This window comes from Kutzneria sp. CA-103260 (assembly GCF_018263855.1).
Lineage (GTDB): Bacteria > Actinomycetota > Actinomycetes > Mycobacteriales > Pseudonocardiaceae > Kutzneria.
Map to the genome: position 1 here is coordinate 9,737,693 of NZ_CP073318.1, position 14,948 is coordinate 9,752,640.

The window sequence follows — 14,948 nt, forward strand, 5'->3', positions numbered from 1 at the left end:
ACTGGCCCGATGATCGGTCGTACGGTGTGCTCGACGCGCCGACGATGGGAGTGGCCAGTTGCCCGGTAAGGCCCAGCCGGTGTTGCGCACAGCGCCGGTGCTCGCGGTGCTCGTGTGCCACAACGGCGAGCCGTGGCTGCGGCTGGCGCTGTCGGCGCTGCGGCGCTCGATGCCGCGGCCGCGACACGTGATCGCGGTGGACACCGGCTCGCACGACCGGACGCCGAAGTTGTTGGCGGAGGCCGCATCCGGTGACAAGCCGGTGCTGGACGGTGTGCTGACCCTGTCCCGTGGAACCGGTTACGGGGACGCGGTGCGGGCGGCCGTCGAGCACGCGGTGCAGCGGTGGGGCGACCCCGGGCGGTGGCTGTGGCTGCTGCACGACGACAGCGCGCCGGAGCCGGACTGCCTGGCCGCGCTGCTGGCGGCGGCCGAGATGTCGCCGGCCGCGGGCGTGCTCGGCCCGCTCGGCCTGGACTGGAACGACCCGAACATCGTGGTGGCGGCCGGATTGTCCACCGACTCATCCGGTCATCGGCAGACCGGACTGGCCGCGCTGGAGAGCGCCCAGGGCCGGTTTTTCGAGCAGAGCACCGAATCCCTGGCCGTGAGCTCGGCCGGCTCACTGATTTCCCGCGAGCTGTGGGACCGGCTCGGCGGCTACGACCCGGTGCTGCCGATGTTCGGCGACGACCTGGATTTCGGTTGGCGGGCAAACAAAGCCGGCAGTCTGGTGCTGTCCGTGCCGACGGCCCGGCTGCGGCACGCCCGCGCGGCCAGTGCCGGCGAGCGTAGGCTGGACGCACTGGCCGCGCCGCCCGGCCCGTTCCTGCGTGGCGTGGAGCGGGCGCACGGCGTGCGGACCTTTCTGGTCAACTGCGCGCTGCCGTCCTTCCTGATTGGACTCCCGCGTCTAATACTGCTGTGCCTGTTGCGCGCCTTGGGGTTCCTGGTGCTGCGCCGGGGATCGGACGCACGGGCGGAACTCGGCGCGATCCGCTATCTGCTCAGCGGACGGGGACGGCTGCTGGCCGCCCGGGCCGAGCGGCGGCCGATTTCTGTCGCTGGGCAAAGAAGCGTGCGCGGACTGTTCACCAGCCGCCTGACCCGGTTGCGCAACGCCTTCCGCAGCGGCCTGGCCGTGCTGGTCCGCCGGCGGGTCCAGGCCGACGCGGTGCTCGGACGGCTGCCCACGCCGGAAACCCCGCGCACGGAATGGCTCGATCCCGACGACAGCCGCAACACCAAGCTTCCGGTCGGGCCGCAGGCGTTGCCGGCCGGCGCGCTGCGGGGCAAGCGGCGTGGCCCGGCCGGACTGCGGCGACCGCCGACGGTGATGGTGCCGGTGGCCGCGCAGGCGCCGCCGGGGATGCGGCCGAGCCCGCGACCGCGGCCGTCCCCGCGGCGACGCGGCGAGGAGGAGCCCAACCCGCTGGCCGACCTGATGCTCGTCGAGGTCGACCGGGGCGAGGTGATCCGGCAGCTGCTGCTGTCGCCGGCGCTGTGGATGTTCGTCGCGCTGTCGCTGCTCGGCGTGATCGTCAATTTCGATCGTCTCGGCGTCGATCTGGTCGGCGGTCGGCTGCTACCCGTGCGGGATCTGGCCGCGACCTGGTCGGCGTATCTGGCCACCTGGCATCCGGTGGCCGGCGGCACCGCCGCACCGGCGCCGGCAGCGTTGGCAGTGCTGGGAAGTCTCGGCGCGGTGCTGGGCGGATCGCAGTCGGCGGTGGCCGTGTTGTTGTTCGGCGACCTGCCGTTGGCCGGTGTCGCGGCGTACCTGGCGACGCGGCGAATGCGGGTCGCCCGGCCGATTCGCGCGCTGATCGCCGCCGTGTACGCCCTGCTGCCGGCGGCTGCGACGGCCGTGTCGCAAGGCCGGCTGGATGTGGTCGTCGTGCACCTGCTGCTGCCGCTCGTGCTTGCCGGGGCGGCAACTTTGTTGCGGGGCAACGCTCCCGGCACCTGGGTGGCCACGGTGGCCAGCACGTCGCTGGGCCTCGCGGCGATCGGCGCGTTCTCGCCGCTGATCCACCTGCTGGTGCTGGTCGGCATCCTGATCGGCTTCGTCGCCGTGCCCGGGCACCGACGGGTGCTCGCGTTGTTCGGGATCGTGTTGCTGCCGCTGGCTTTGCTGCTGCCGTGGCCGGCGGTCGTGTTGCAGCACCCCGATGTGCTGCTGCACGGCGTCGGCGCGCGACTGCCCGACGAACCGGAGGGGCTGACCCGGCTGGTCACCCTTGACCCGGGCGGCCCAGGGGCCCTGCCGGTGATCGGGGCGTTCGTGGTCGTGGCCGCGGTCAGCGCGGCGGTGCTGCGGGCCAACCGGAACGTGCTGCCCGGCCTGGTGATCGCGGTCGGCGGCGCGGTGGTGGTGGGGTACCTGTGGAGCCAGCAGGTGTGGACCGGCGCGCCGATGCTCGTGGTCGGCGCCGGGCTGCTGCTGGTGGTGCTCGGCGCGTGCGTGCCGGCCCCGGTCGTGTGGGAGATCCCGCACCTGCGCTTCTCCTCGGTCAGCGCCGCCGTGGTGGTGGTCGGGCTGCTGGCCGCCAGCGCGCTGATCGCCGGCCGGCAGGGGCCGCTGCACGCCGGCGGCGACCCCCGGTTCGTGCCGGCGATCGCCAGCGAGCTGGCGACGACCAACGAGACGGTGCTGGAACTGGCCCACGACGGCCGGCCGACTCGGCTGACCGCCGGGGGCCTCGCCGGCTACGGCGATGACGACCTGGAGCCGGTGCCAGGAGCGGCCGAGCGGCTGGCCAAGCTCGGTGCGGACCTGATCGGGACCGACCATGACGCCGCCAAGGCCGCCGTCGCGCAGCTAGCTGTCGACGGCGTGAGCTACCTGGTGCTGCCTGACGCCGCGGCCGCCGGGCGGCTGCACGACTCCGTCGGCGACCTCGCGACCGCCTCGCCGCCGATGTCCGACGGCCGGCCCGTGGTCCGCGTGCAGCTGGCCAACGGCCACGTCGTGCTGCTGGCTCCGCAGCAGGCTCAGAAGGCCGTCACCGGGGGCGTGCCGCCCACGGAGCTGGGCGCGCCCGGCATCGCGCCGGTGGACGCCGCGCCGCCGGACATCGCCGTACGGGTCTCCGACGGACCCAGCGGCCGGCTGCTCGTGCTGGCCGCCGAGGACGAGCCCGGCTGGCGGGCCACCGTCAACGGCCGCCCGGCGGCCACCGTCCGGGCCTGGGGCCACCTGATCGCCGTCCCGGTGCCCACCACCGCCGCCGACGTGACCGTGGACCAGCCCGGCACCCTGCGCAGCCTCCTCCTGCTGGTCCAGGCCGCCTTCCTCCTGTTCACGGTGCTGACAGCCATTCCCAGTCGCCGGCCGTCGTCATGAAGGGCCATTTCCTGACGTTGAACGCGGTGAAGGGGCCTTTCATGACAATTTCAGGAGGTTCTTAATCCCCGTCGATGACGTCCGGATCGAGCCCGAGATAGCTGGCGATCTGCTCGACCAGGACATCGTGGACGAGATCGGCGAGATCGGCCCCGTCCTTGGCCCGGGCCTCCAGCGGCCGGCGGTACAACACGATGCGTGCTCGCGTCGGCACACCGCGTCGGTCGACCCCGGCCGGCACCAGTCTGGCCAGCGGCACGTTGCCGTCGTCGACGACGCCGTCCTCCCAGCTCAGCTCGTCGTCCGGGCCGACGTGCACCTCGGGCACGTCGTCCACGGCCACGTCGAGCTGGGTCAGCTCGGTCCGCCAGCGGGCCTCGATCGGCTCGAGCGCCTCGATCACGAGCGCGTCGAACCGCTCGGCCCGGCTGCGCGCCGCCGGCAGGGTCGCCGGATAGAGCGGTCCGCGCAGGCCACGGCCGTGCCGGTCGCGACTGCGGCGTCCCCGACGCCTGGATCCTCTGGCCATCACCACGGCCAGTCAGCGTACGCGGGCGCGTGTCACCCGCGTGCCTGCACGCCGCCAAGAGTGGGAAGCGCTATCGTCAGCGATCGTGCGGAGCGTGAGGCGGTGCTCGCGAACCGGGTGTACGAACCCGGCAGTCGCCACGCTCACCTACGCCTATGCGGACTCCACCGCGGTCGTCGGACCCCTGGCCACCTACTCCGAACCGCACAGTTACGACCTGTGCGAGGAGCACGCCATGCGGCTCACGGTGCCCCGCGGCTGGGAGGTCGTCAGGCATGGGGGTGAGTTCGCCGCTCCCGAGCCGTCGGTCGACGACCTGACGGCCCTGGCGGAGGCGGTGCGGGAGGCCGGCCGGGTCGACCGGCCGGTGGATCGGGTCGACCCGATCGACCCCTCCATGGGGGCGCATCGACGCGGGCACCTGCGGGTGTTGCCCGACCCGATCGAGGACTGAACACGCCGGTAGGCTGGCAGCGTCCCATCCGAGCTACCCGGGAGAAGGCGTGCCGGACCTGTCTGCGATCGTCAAGGCCTACGACATCCGTGGGGTGGTCGGCGAGCAGTTGGACGCCGCCGTCGCCCGTGCGCTGGGCGCGGCGTTCGCCAAGCTCGTCGGCGGGCCGTCGGTGGTGATCGGGCACGACATGCGCGACTCCTCGCCGGAGCTGTCCGGCGCGTTCGCCGAGGGCGTGACCAGCCAGGGTGTCGACGTCGTGTCCATCGGGCTGGCCAGCACCGACATGCTGTACTTCGCCTCCGGCAAGCTCCAGCTGCCCGGCGCGATGTTCACCGCCAGCCACAACCCGGCCAAGTACAACGGCATCAAGCTGTGCCGGGCCGGCGCGGCGCCGGTGGGCCAGGACAGCGGCCTGGCCGAGATCCGGGACTGGGCGCAGCAGGGCGTGCCGGCGGCGCAGGGTCGCCAGGGCACTGTCACCCAGCGCGACATGCTCGCCGACTACGCCGCCTACCTGCGGGAACTGGTCGACCTGAGCGGCATCCGGCCGCTGAAGATCGCCGTCGACGCCGGCAACGGCATGGGCGGCCACACGGTGCCCGAGGTGTTCGCCGGGCTGCCGATCGAGGTCGTGCCGATGTACTTCGAGCTGGACGGCAACTTTCCCAACCACGAGGCCAACCCGCTGGACCCGGCCAACCTGGTCGACCTGCAGCGCAAGGTCGTGGAGGTGGGCGCGGACGCCGGCCTGGCCTTCGACGGCGACGCCGACCGCTGCTTCGTGGTCGACGCCGACGGCAACCCGGTCTCGCCGAGCGCGGTGACCGCCCTGGTCGCCAGCCGTGAGCTGGCCAAGGAGCCCGGGGCCACGGTCATCCACAACCTGATCACCTCCCGCTGCGTGCCGGAGATCGTGCTGGAGCGCGGCGGCAAGCCGGTGCGCACCCGCGTCGGGCACTCGTTCATCAAGCAGCGCATGGCCGAGACCGACGCCATCTTCGGCGGCGAGCACTCGGCCCACTACTACTTCCGGGACTTCTGGCGGGCCGACACCGGCATGCTGGCCGCCATGCACGTGCTGGCCGCGCTGGGCGAGCAGGACGGGTCCCTGGCCGAGCTGACCGCCGAGTTCTGCCGCTACGAGGCGTCCGGCGAGATCAACTCCACGGTGGCCGACCAGGCCGCCTCGACCGAGGCGGTGCGGGCCGCGTTCGCCGGCCGCGAAGGCGTGAGCTTCGACGAGATGGACGGGCTTACCGTCGACCTGGGCGACGGCCGCTGGTTCAACCTGCGCGCGTCCAACACGGAGCCGCTGCTGCGGCTGAACGTGGAGGCACCCGACGCCGACGCGGTCGCCGCGCTGCGCGACGAGGTGCTGGCCATCGTCCGGCGCTGAGACTTTCCCCAGGGAGGAACCCGATGGCCGTTCAGCTCGACCCACAGCTGCTGGAGATCCTGCGCTGCCCGTCGCCCGACCACGCGCCGCTGCGCCCCGGCACCGTGGACGACGCCGACGCGGACATGCTCACCTGCACCGAGTGCGGCCGCGGCTACCCGGTCCAGGACGGCATCCCGGTGCTGTTGCTGGACGAGGCGGTGCCGCCGCCGGGCGGCCTGGCCGGGTGAGCTGACGTGCTCGACGACACCCTGCTCGACGATCCGTCTCGGCTGGCCGACATCGACAGCGGCGGGCTGCTGCGTGCGGCGGCGATGGCCGGCGCACAGGTGCGGGCCATCGCCGAGGCCACCGAGGAGGCCGGCGTCGCGCGGCTGGCCGAGGACCGTCCCCGGGCCCTGGTGCTGGTCACCCGGCCCGGCATCGGCGTGGCCGCCTCCCAGCTGCTGGCCGCGCTGCTGACCACGGCCTGCCCGGTGCCGGTGGTGCTGGCCGAGGCCGTGCCGAGCTGGATCGGCGCGCTGGACATGGTCATCGCCCACACCGACGACCCCGGCGACGTGGTGCTGGCCGAGTCCCTGGACCGGGCCACCCGGCGGGGGGCCCGTGTGATCGTGACGGCTCCGCCGGACGGCCCGGTGGCCGCCGCGGCCGCCGGCCGTGGCCTGCTGCTGCCGCCCCGGGTGCCGGTGCCGACCGGTTTCGGCTTCGCCCGCGCCCTGGCCGCCGGCCTGGTCGTGGTCGGGGCGCTCGGGCTGCTGCGCGCCGATCTCGTCGAACTGGCCGACGAGCTGGACCGCGAGGCCGAGCGCGACCACCCGATGCACGAGTCCTTCGTCAACCCGGCCAAGAGCCTGGCGCTGCGCGTCGCCGACCGCACGCCGCTGCTGTGGGGCCTGGACCCGGCGGCCACCGCCGTGGCCTGGCACGCCGCCTTCGTGCTGGCCAGCCACGCCGGCCTGGTCAGCGACGTGGCCGGCTACCAGCAGGCGATCGGCCGCGCGGCCCTGCACCGCGCCGCCGTGCAGTCCAGCTCCGGCGGCGACCTGTTCGCCGACCCGGACGACGAGCAGCCCACCCAGCCCCGGGTGCTGCTGCTGGCCGTCGGCCGCGGCGACGCCGCCGAGGCCACCCGGCGCGCGGCCGAGGCGACGCTGGCCGGCGCGGACGTGATCCGGCTGGACGAGGTCTCCGGCGGCGACGCCACCTGCGCCGCGGTGCTTGCCCTGCGTTTCGAGCTGGCCGCCCTCTACCTGGGGCTCGCGGCCGGCACCATCGGCGGCCCCGGGTACTACGCCCCGGCCGCCGTATGAGGGAGTGACGACGAGTGGAGTTGCTGCACAACGCGGTGCGCCCCTATGCCTGGGGCTCGCGCACCGCGATCGCCGAGCTGCTCGGCAAGCCCGTGCCGGCGCCGCACCCCGAGGCCGAGCTGTGGATGGGGGCGCATCCCGGCGGGCCCTCGCACCTGGTCGACGCCGACGGTGACGAGCGGTCCCTGCTCGACGTGCTGGCCGCCGACCCGGACGGGCAGCTCGGGCAGCCGCTGGCCGCGCGCTGGGGCGGCCGGCTGCCGTTCCTGCTCAAGGTGCTGGCCGCCGACGAGCCGCTGAGCCTGCAGGCCCATCCGTCGGCCGCGCAGGCCGCCGAGGGCTTCGCCCGCGAGGAGGCCGCCGGCATCCCGCGCGACGCCAAGAACCGCAACTATCCGGACCCGACGGCCAAGCCCGAGCTGATCTGCGCGCTGACCGAGTTCCACGCCCTGGCCGGGTTCGCCGACCCCGCGCGCACCGTCCGCCTGCTGCGCGGGCTGGACGCGCAGGGCCTGGACCACTACACCGAGCTGCTGGCCGGGCAGCCGGATTCCGACGGCCTGCGGGCGCTGTTCACGACGTGGATCACGCTGCCGCAGCAGGCCCTGGACCAGCTGCTGCCGCAGGTGCTGGACGCGTGCGTGCGGCAGGTCAAGGAGCACGGCGAGTTCGACCTGGAGTGCCGGACCGTGCTGGAGCTGGGCGAGGCCTATCCGGGCGACGCCGGCGTGCTGGCCGCGGTGCTGCTCAACCGGATCGTGCTCAAGCCGGGGGAGGCGATCTTCCTGCCGGCCGGCAACCCGCACGCCTACCTGCGCGGCACCGGCATCGAGATCCTGGCCAACTCCGACAACGTGCTGCGCTGCGGGCTCACCCCCAAGCACGTGGACGTGCCCGAGTTGCTGCGGGTGCTGGACTTCTCCTACGGGCAGATGCCGGTGCAGACCGGTGACGTCCTCGCCCCGCACGACTTCGTCTACCGGACGCCGGCGCCCGAGTTCGAGCTGTCGCGGCTGGAGTGGAACGCCGGCTCGGACGAACCGGTCCGGATCGACCACTCGGGACCGCAGATCCTGATCTGCATCGACGGGGCGGTCACGCTGCGTCGTCCCGACGGCGTCGAGCTGCCGCTGGGCAAAGGCGAGTCGGCCTGGCTGGCCGCCGCCGACCCGGCCGTGGACGTCGTGCCGACAAGCCGTCCGGCCTCGGTGTTCCGGGCCACCGCCGGAGTCGATTCGTCCACCAATTAGGGTTTCGTCCCATGTCAGCAGGGGGCGGTACCAAAGCCATTGTCGCCGCGCTGAGCGCCAACGCCGGCATCGCGGTCGCGAAGTTCGTCGGATTCGCCGTGACGGGGTCGTCGTCGATGCTCGCCGAGGGCGTGCACTCGATCGCCGACACCGCCAACCAGGGGCTGCTGCTGCTCGGCAGGCGGACCTCGCAGCGCAAGGCCGACGCCGAGCATCCGTTCGGCTACGGCCGTGACCGGTACTTCTACTCGTTCGTGGTGGCCCTGCTGCTGTTCACCCTCGGCGCGCTGTTCGCCATGTACGAGGGCATCCACAAGGTGGAGGAGCCCGAGCCGCTGTCGTACCCGCTCGTCGCCGTGATCATCCTGCTGGTCGCCGTGGCGCTGGAGGGCTACAGCTTCCGCACCGCCATGGCCGAGTCGCGGGAGCTGCGCGGCGACGCCAGCTGGTGGCAGTTCATCCGCCAGGCCAAGGTGCCCGAGCTGCCGGTCGTGCTGCTGGAGGACACCGGAGCCCTGTTCGGCCTGGTGTTCGCGCTGCTCGGCGTGGTGCTGTCGCTGGTGACCGGCAACCCGGTGTGGGACGGCGTCGCCACCATCGCCATCGGCGCGCTGCTGGGCGTGATCGCCGTCGTGCTGATCATCGAGATGAAGAGCCTGCTCATCGGCGAGGGGGCCGGGCCCGAGGTGCTGGCCGCCATCGTGCGGGAGTTGGAGGGCGGCAACGTGGAGCGGGTGATCCACATCCGCACCCAGTACCTGGGGCCGGAGGAGATCCTGGTCGCCGCCAAGATCGCGTTCGCCGGCGCCGCCACGGTCGCCGAGGTGGCCCGGTCCATCGACGAGGCGGAGATTCGGGTGCGATCCGCGGTGCCGGCGGCCCGTCTGATCTACCTGGAGCCCGATCTTGATAGGACCGCTCGGTAGGGTCTGAATCCGACAAAGACGTCGACGCACTGGGAGGGCGTATGGCGGGCAGCGGCCTGTGGCGGACCAAGTCGATCGAGCAGTCGATCGCCGACACCGACGAGCCGGACACCAAGCTCCGCAAGGATCTCACCGCCTGGGATCTGACCGTGTTCGGCGTGGCCGTGGTGATCGGGGCCGGCATCTTCACGGTGACCGCCAGCACCGCTGGCAACGTCGCCGGGCCGTCGGTGGTGATCGCGTTCGTCATCGCCGCCATCGCCTGCGGGCTGGCCGCCCTGTGCTACGCCGAGTTCGCCTCGACCGTGCCGGTGGCCGGGTCCGCGTACACGTTCTCGTACGCCACCTTCGGCGAGTTCGTGGCCTGGATCATCGGCTGGGACCTGGTGCTGGAGTTCGCGCTGGCCGCCGCCGTGGTGGCCAAGGGCTGGTCGGCCTACCTGTCGCAGGTGCTGGGCCTGTTCGGCCTGGACGTGCCGACCATCGTGCCGATCGGGCCGGTCGACTTCGACTGGGGCACCGTGCTGATCGTGCTCGTGCTGGGCACGCTGCTGGCCGTCGGCACCAAGCTGTCGTCCCGGTTCAGCCAGGTCATCACCGCCATCAAGGTGGCCGTGGTGCTGCTGGTGATCGTCGTGGGCATCGGCTACATCAAGGCGGCCAACTACACGCCGTTCATCCCGCCCGCGCAGCCGGCCTCGTCGGGTTCGCTGAACCAGTCCCTGTTCTCGCTGATCGCCGGCGGCCAGTCCAGCTCCTTCGGCGTCTTCGGCCTGCTGGCCGCCGCGTCGGTGCTGTTCTTCGCGTTCATCGGCTTCGACATCGTGGCCACCACCGCCGAGGAGACGCGCAACCCCCAGCGCAACGTGCCGCGGGGCATCCTCGGCTCGCTGGGCATCGTCACCGTGCTGTACGTCGCCGTGTCCCTGGTGGTGACCGGCATGGAGCCGTACACCAAGCTCGCCACCGGTGCTGACGGCGTGAAGAAGACCCTGGCCACCGCCTTCGCCGACAACGGCGTGCACTGGGCCGCCGCCGTCATCGCCGTCGGCGCGCTGGCCGGCCTGACCACCGTTGTCATGGTCCTGCTGCTCGGTCAGACCCGGGTCCTGTTCGCCATGGGCCGCGACGGCCTGATTCCCCGGGGCCTGGCCAGGACCGGCAAGCACGGCACGCCGGTGCGGTCCACCATCCTGGTTGTCATCGCGGTGGTCATCGCCGGTGGCTTCTTCCCCTCCGGCGAGTTGGAGGAGATGGTCAACGTCGGCACGCTGTTCGCCTTCGTGCTCGTCTCCATCGGCGTGGTCGTCCTGCGCCGCACCCGCCCGGACCTGCCGCGCGGCTTCCGCACGCCGCTGGTGCCGGTGGTCCCGGTGCTGGCGGTCGTGGCCTGCCTGTGGCTGATGCTGAACCTGGCCGTCTTCACCTGGGTCCGGTTCGTGATCTGGATGGCCCTCGGCGTTGTCGTCTACTTCGCGTACGGCTACCGCAAGTCGGCCCTGGCCGCCGAGGCCAGGACGAGGGTGTGACCGAGCGGCCGGCCGACGCGCTCGGCCGGCCGCACGGCCTTGGTCAGGCGATCTCCCGCAGCACCGGCCGCAGCGCCCAGCTGAACGCGGCGGTGTTGTCGATGAGCGCGGGGGAGGCCAGCACCTGGTTGAACCCGCGCCGCATCCAGAACTGCCCGCGCACCGGCAGCTCGGTGATCATCAGGTGGAACGGCCGGACGGCGCGCTCCAGCTCCGTGCCGACGTCGGCGACCAGGTCGGTGATCCACATCCGGGAGCTGTCCCGGTGCCGGCCGTGCCGCAGCTCGTGCCGGGTCAGCTGGGCGTCCCACTGCCGGATGGGCTCGATGAGCGCGCCCAGCGCCCGGCACACCGCCGGCCAGCGGGCCATCCAGCGGTCGTCGCTGATGGGCATGCCCTCGAGGATGCCGTCGAACCAGTGCAGCCATTCGGACTCGACGGCCGCGCGGTCCACCCCGGGCGCGGGCAGCACCGGCACCCACGGGTCGGTCGGCGGATAGGGGTCGTCGGGCACGCTCAGCGCGAGCGCGTCCCGCAGGAATAGGGCGGTTCGGACGTCCGGTCGGACCCCGATCTGCAATGTCCAGGTGGGTTGGCGTTCGGCGAGCATGGCTGACCTCCCTCGGTGGGGAAGGTGATCTTCCACACACAGAATGAGGCAGCGCCCGCTTTCACGCCAGTGCGCGGGCACAACGTAGCTTGTCTGTTATGAGCACGCTGCTGTGCCTGGACATCGGTTCGACCTGGACGAAGGGCGCCCTGGTCGCCGCCGACGGCACTTTGCTGGGGACGGCGCAACATCCCACCACTCCGCCGGAAGTGTTGACTGGAATCGCCTCCGTCACCACCCGTTTGGAGGCTCAAGGTGCGCCGGTGCTGGCCTGTTCCAGCGCGGGCGGGGGCCTGCGGCTGGCCGTGGTGGGTCAGGAACGGTTGGTGAGCGCGGAAGCCGGCTACCGGGTGGCGCTGTCGGCCGGCGCCAAGATCGTGCATGTTGTTGCGGGGCAACTGGATGGCGCGGCGATTCGTGAACTTCGCGCCACTGAGCCGGATCTGGTGCTGCTGGCCGGCGGCACCGACGGCGGGGACCGCAGTGTGCTGCTGCACAACGCCAGGCGCATCGCGGCCAACCGGCTGCGGCCGCCGATCGTGTTGGCCGGCAACGCCGACGCCCGGGCCGAAGCGGAGGCGCTGCTGCACGCGACCGGCCGCACCGTGGTGGCCACCGACAACGTGCTGCCGGACGTCGGCGAGCTGGCCCCCGGCCCGGCGCGGGCGGCGATCCGGGAACTGTTCCTGCGGCACGTGATCGGCGGCAAGGGACTGTCCAAAGGCAACACCTTCCGCAGTCTCGTGCGGGCGGTGACGCCGGACGCGGTCCTCATCGGCGTCTCCCGCCTGGCGGCGATCCTGGCCAAGCGTGAGGCGGGCGCGGTGATGGTGGTCGACGTGGGCGGCGCGACGACGGACGTCTACTCGGCCGTGTCCACTGTGGACGAGAACGTCATGGAGCGCACGGTGGCGCTGCCGGCCGACCGTCGCACGGTCGAGGGTGATCTCGGCATGCGCTGGTCGGCCCCAGGAATCGTGGCCGAGGCCGAGGTGGAACGCCTTGAGCCGCAAGGAGATCTCCAGGAGGAAGCGCGCCGCCGAGCAGCCGCCGTGGACTGGATTCCCGGCGACGACCACGGCCGCGACGTGGACGCGGCGCTGGCCGCGCTCGCGGCGATCCTCGCGACCCGACGCCACCTGAGGCTGGTCGACGGTCAGCTCGGTCCGAAGGGGGCGGGCCTGCTTGTCCTGTCCGGCGGCGTGTTCCGGCACGCGACACCAGAGCGCTTGCAAGCCATCGAGGACCGACTGCGCGCGGATCCCGTGCTACGGCCGGTGTTGCGCAACGCAGAGATCATCGTGGACGGCCGCTATGTGCTGGCGCCGGCCGGTCTGCTGGCCGACGCCGGCCACGTGGCGACAGCGGATGCCTTGCTGGAAAACCACTTCAGCGCTTGAAGTTCCACAGCGTCAGCGGTTCCTCGGCGGTGTCCAGGCCGGCAGCGGCGGCGATCGCGCGGTCCCACTCCGGATCGGACGTGTAGTCGTTGTGACCCAGAATGCCTGGGCGCCAACGACGTCCGGCGATCGGGCCGTGCTGCGGATCGGGCAGCCAGTGGTCGCCGCCGAGCACCAGCGCGCCATGCTCGCTGGGCTCGGCGGCTGGTAGGGCACCCTCGTAGCCGACACCGAGCAACTGCCCGTCGAACGCCTGCCGTTCCCAGGTCGTCACGCCGCCGCCGATCGCGTCGGTGCCCCGGCACACCGCGCGCCACCGGCCACCCATCGCCCTCGACAGCTCCACCAGCGAATCGTGCGACACGACAGCGGGAAAGGCCCGCTGGTACGCCCATTGCAGCGGCGATCCCGCCGTCACCAGCCCGACGCGTTCACGTTCGTGCGCCGGCAGTGAATCCAGCAGCCGGGCCGCCGCGACGGCGGCGAGCAGGCTGCCCTGGCTGTAGCCGGCGAGTACCACCCGGGCCCCCGGCTCGGCCAGGTGTTCCCGAGCCCGCGCAACGAGTTCCGGGATCGCCTTCAGCGCGTAGCACGGCGGCACCAGCGGATGCGCCTCACGCGGCCAGAATCCGGCGATGTCGTTCAGTAAACCCAGCTGTCGCGCGGCTTGCGGCGACTTCGAGGCCACGTAGACCTGCCGCAGCGCGCCGATGGCGAACGCGCCAAGCGCGGTGATTCCGATGCCCGGCAACGGCTGTGCCCACCACGGCAGGACGACGCCGCGCACCTGCATCAGGAACGACACCACAGTGCCGGCCGCCAGTACGCCCGCGGCGACCAGGACGATGTGGTGCGCGTGGTTGCGCTTCAACCGGGCGATCCGCCACGCCTGGGCGGCTCGCTTCGCGGCCTCCGGCTTTCCCGGATGCAGCAGGTCGATCTCCACCGGCTTCGCCCCTCGCGGCAGCACCAGCACGGCCGCGCCGATCAACCCGACCACCACCGCCAGCACCGCGGCCACGCCCCACAGTGTTGTCACGTAACGATATCCGGGTGGCAGCTGCAACGTGTTGTCCCGCAGCGCCTGCTGCACCGTGATCCCGACGCCCGCGCCGAATCCGCCGCCCAGCAGCGAAGCGATCACCAGCACCGGGGCGGCCATCCAGCCGCCGGCCCACGGCCGCTGCGAGCCCGGCAGCGCCGACCAACAACCGCGGGCCAGCAAGGCCGCCGGAATCAGCACCAGCCCGAACAGAACGCACGTCACCGCGAGCACCGCGGCGATTGATTCGACGGTCGGATTGGTGCCGGGCAAATGCCGCCCGCCGCTGGGCATCGGTGTGAGCGCCGCCGCGGCGACGACCTCCAGAATGGTCAACACGACCAGAATCCGCCGCGGCCACGGCTTGAACCAGCGGCCCTCGGTCGGCGCGTCCAACAACAGCGTGATCAGCACACTGGCCGCGATCAGCACCCAGGCGGCCACCCACACCACGGTCACGCCGTCCGACGACGGCGCGAACGGCCCGCCGACCGCGAGCAGCGCCGCGCAGGCGAGCCCCGCTGTGGCGTGCAACACATGCAGCGCGGGCGCGTCCGGATCGGCGGCGATCTGCGCCCCGGGAAGCAGGCCACCGCGCGGCGCCGGCTGCACCCCGTACACCTTCCAGTCGATGGCCGACAGCTTGTGCAGCACCGCCACCACGAGCAGCACCGGTGCCAGCCCGATCGGCCCGCGCCACGGCCGCAGATGCTCGAACTGGTCCAGCCACTGCCCGGCGACCAGGTCGAGGCTCACCACCGTCAACTGCGTCACCAACAGCATGGTGAGCACCAGCGCCGCCAGCCGCACCAGGGACCGCAGCGTGCCGCCGAGCACCCGGCCCGTCGGCGGCAGCATCCAGTGCGCCATGTTGGCCAGCGAGAACGGCAGCAGCAGCGCCCAGGCCGCCTTGGCGAAGCCGCCCGACGTCATGGCGCTCCACAGGTAGCCCTCGACGGTGCGCGGCACCGGCCGGCCGCCGGCCTGCAGCACCGGCCCCGGCGCGGGTCTGCGCAACCGGTCGGCCGGGCGCACGAGACGGCCCACGCCGTCGCCCGCGACGTCCACGGCGACAACCGCGTCGACCAGTGACTCCGGTGTGGTCCCCATAACACCGTGCACCCGCAATTCGATGACACGGGTGTCGGGT

12 protein-coding genes are annotated in these 14,948 nt (G+C 72.4%); 9 read left to right on the forward strand and 3 right to left on the reverse strand.

What is annotated here, in order from left to right; genetic code table 11:
* Window positions 1-58: 58 nt before the first annotated feature.
* The gene (locus tag JJ691_RS43580; protein ID WP_211765264.1) at window positions 59-3,346 is read left to right on the forward strand and encodes a glycosyltransferase family 2 protein; all 3,288 of its coding nucleotides are present in this window, start codon (window positions 59-61) and stop codon (window positions 3,344-3,346) included.
* 61 nt (window positions 3,347-3,407) lie between these two features.
* On the opposite strand, the gene JJ691_RS43585 is transcribed toward JJ691_RS43580, so the two are convergent.
* A complete protein-coding gene (locus JJ691_RS43585; protein ID WP_184868889.1) occupies window positions 3,408-3,875 on the reverse strand; it encodes a metallopeptidase family protein in 468 nt (155 codons plus the stop codon).
* Between the two features lie 85 nt (window positions 3,876-3,960).
* Between JJ691_RS43585 and JJ691_RS43590 the strand changes: the two genes are divergently transcribed.
* Genes JJ691_RS43590 through JJ691_RS43620 form a run of 7 tightly spaced genes read left to right on the forward strand, consistent with a single transcriptional unit; the run spans window position 3,961 to window position 10,746 of the window.
* A complete protein-coding gene (locus JJ691_RS43590; protein ID WP_211765265.1) occupies window positions 3,961-4,329 on the forward strand; it encodes a DUF3499 domain-containing protein in 369 nt (122 codons plus the stop codon).
* A 49-nt stretch (window positions 4,330-4,378) separates the two neighbouring features.
* Window positions 4,379-5,728 carry a phosphomannomutase/phosphoglucomutase gene (locus JJ691_RS43595; protein WP_211765266.1) on the forward strand — a complete coding sequence of 450 codons (1,350 nt, stop codon included), beginning with the start codon at window positions 4,379-4,381 and terminating at the stop codon, window positions 5,726-5,728.
* Window positions 5,729-5,751: 23 nt separating this feature from the next.
* Window positions 5,752-5,958 carry a Trm112 family protein gene (locus JJ691_RS43600; RefSeq protein WP_211765267.1) on the forward strand — a complete coding sequence of 69 codons (207 nt, stop codon included), beginning with the start codon at window positions 5,752-5,754 and terminating at the stop codon, window positions 5,956-5,958.
* A gap of 6 nt (window positions 5,959-5,964) precedes the next feature.
* Window positions 5,965-7,041, forward strand: coding sequence for an SIS domain-containing protein (locus JJ691_RS43605; protein ID WP_211765268.1), 1,077 nt, complete (start codon window positions 5,965-5,967; stop codon window positions 7,039-7,041).
* A gap of 14 nt (window positions 7,042-7,055) precedes the next feature.
* Window positions 7,056-8,291, forward strand: coding sequence for a mannose-6-phosphate isomerase, class I (gene manA / locus JJ691_RS43610; RefSeq protein WP_211765269.1), 1,236 nt, complete (start codon window positions 7,056-7,058; stop codon window positions 8,289-8,291).
* A gap of 11 nt (window positions 8,292-8,302) precedes the next feature.
* Complete coding sequence (locus JJ691_RS43615) at window positions 8,303-9,217, forward strand: cation diffusion facilitator family transporter (RefSeq protein WP_211765270.1); 915 nt, start codon at window positions 8,303-8,305, stop codon at window positions 9,215-9,217.
* 41 nt (window positions 9,218-9,258) lie between these two features.
* Window positions 9,259-10,746, forward strand: coding sequence for an amino acid permease (locus JJ691_RS43620; protein WP_211765271.1), 1,488 nt, complete (start codon window positions 9,259-9,261; stop codon window positions 10,744-10,746).
* A 43-nt stretch (window positions 10,747-10,789) separates the two neighbouring features.
* Here JJ691_RS43620 and JJ691_RS43625 read toward each other — a convergent pair whose 3' ends face one another.
* A complete protein-coding gene (locus JJ691_RS43625) occupies window positions 10,790-11,356 on the reverse strand; it encodes a hypothetical protein (RefSeq protein ID WP_211765272.1) in 567 nt (188 codons plus the stop codon).
* A 98-nt stretch (window positions 11,357-11,454) separates the two neighbouring features.
* Here JJ691_RS43625 and JJ691_RS43630 point away from each other — a divergent pair, with 98 nt between their 5' ends.
* Window positions 11,455-12,756 carry a glutamate mutase L gene (locus JJ691_RS43630; RefSeq protein ID WP_211765273.1) on the forward strand — a complete coding sequence of 434 codons (1,302 nt, stop codon included), beginning with the start codon at window positions 11,455-11,457 and terminating at the stop codon, window positions 12,754-12,756.
* Here the strand turns inward: JJ691_RS43630 and JJ691_RS43635 are convergent.
* Window positions 12,746-14,908: a hypothetical protein gene (locus JJ691_RS43635; protein ID WP_249227403.1), complete on the reverse strand. Its 2,163-nt coding sequence runs from the start codon at window positions 14,906-14,908 to the stop codon at window positions 12,746-12,748. The two genes, JJ691_RS43630 and JJ691_RS43635, sit on opposite strands and share 11 nt — an antisense overlap.
* Window positions 14,909-14,948 lie beyond the last annotated feature (40 nt).

What these genes read in the sequence shown, in the direction of transcription:
- JJ691_RS43585 (WP_184868889.1), bottom strand. Translation starts at nt 3,875, where the DNA reads ATGGCCAGAGGATCCAGGCGTCGGGGACGCCGCAGTCGCGACCGGCAC.
- JJ691_RS43600 (WP_211765267.1), top strand. Translation starts at nt 5,752, where the DNA reads ATGGCCGTTCAGCTCGACCCACAGCTGCTGGAGATCCTGCGCTGCCCG.
- JJ691_RS43615 (WP_211765270.1), top strand. Translation starts at nt 8,303, where the DNA reads ATGTCAGCAGGGGGCGGTACCAAAGCCATTGTCGCCGCGCTGAGCGCC.
- JJ691_RS43620 (WP_211765271.1), top strand. Translation starts at nt 9,259, where the DNA reads ATGGCGGGCAGCGGCCTGTGGCGGACCAAGTCGATCGAGCAGTCGATC.
- JJ691_RS43625 (WP_211765272.1), bottom strand. Translation starts at nt 11,356, where the DNA reads ATGCTCGCCGAACGCCAACCCACCTGGACATTGCAGATCGGGGTCCGA.
- JJ691_RS43630 (WP_211765273.1), top strand. Translation starts at nt 11,455, where the DNA reads ATGAGCACGCTGCTGTGCCTGGACATCGGTTCGACCTGGACGAAGGGC.
- JJ691_RS43635 (WP_249227403.1), bottom strand. Translation starts at nt 14,908, where the DNA reads ATGGGGACCACACCGGAGTCACTGGTCGACGCGGTTGTCGCCGTGGAC.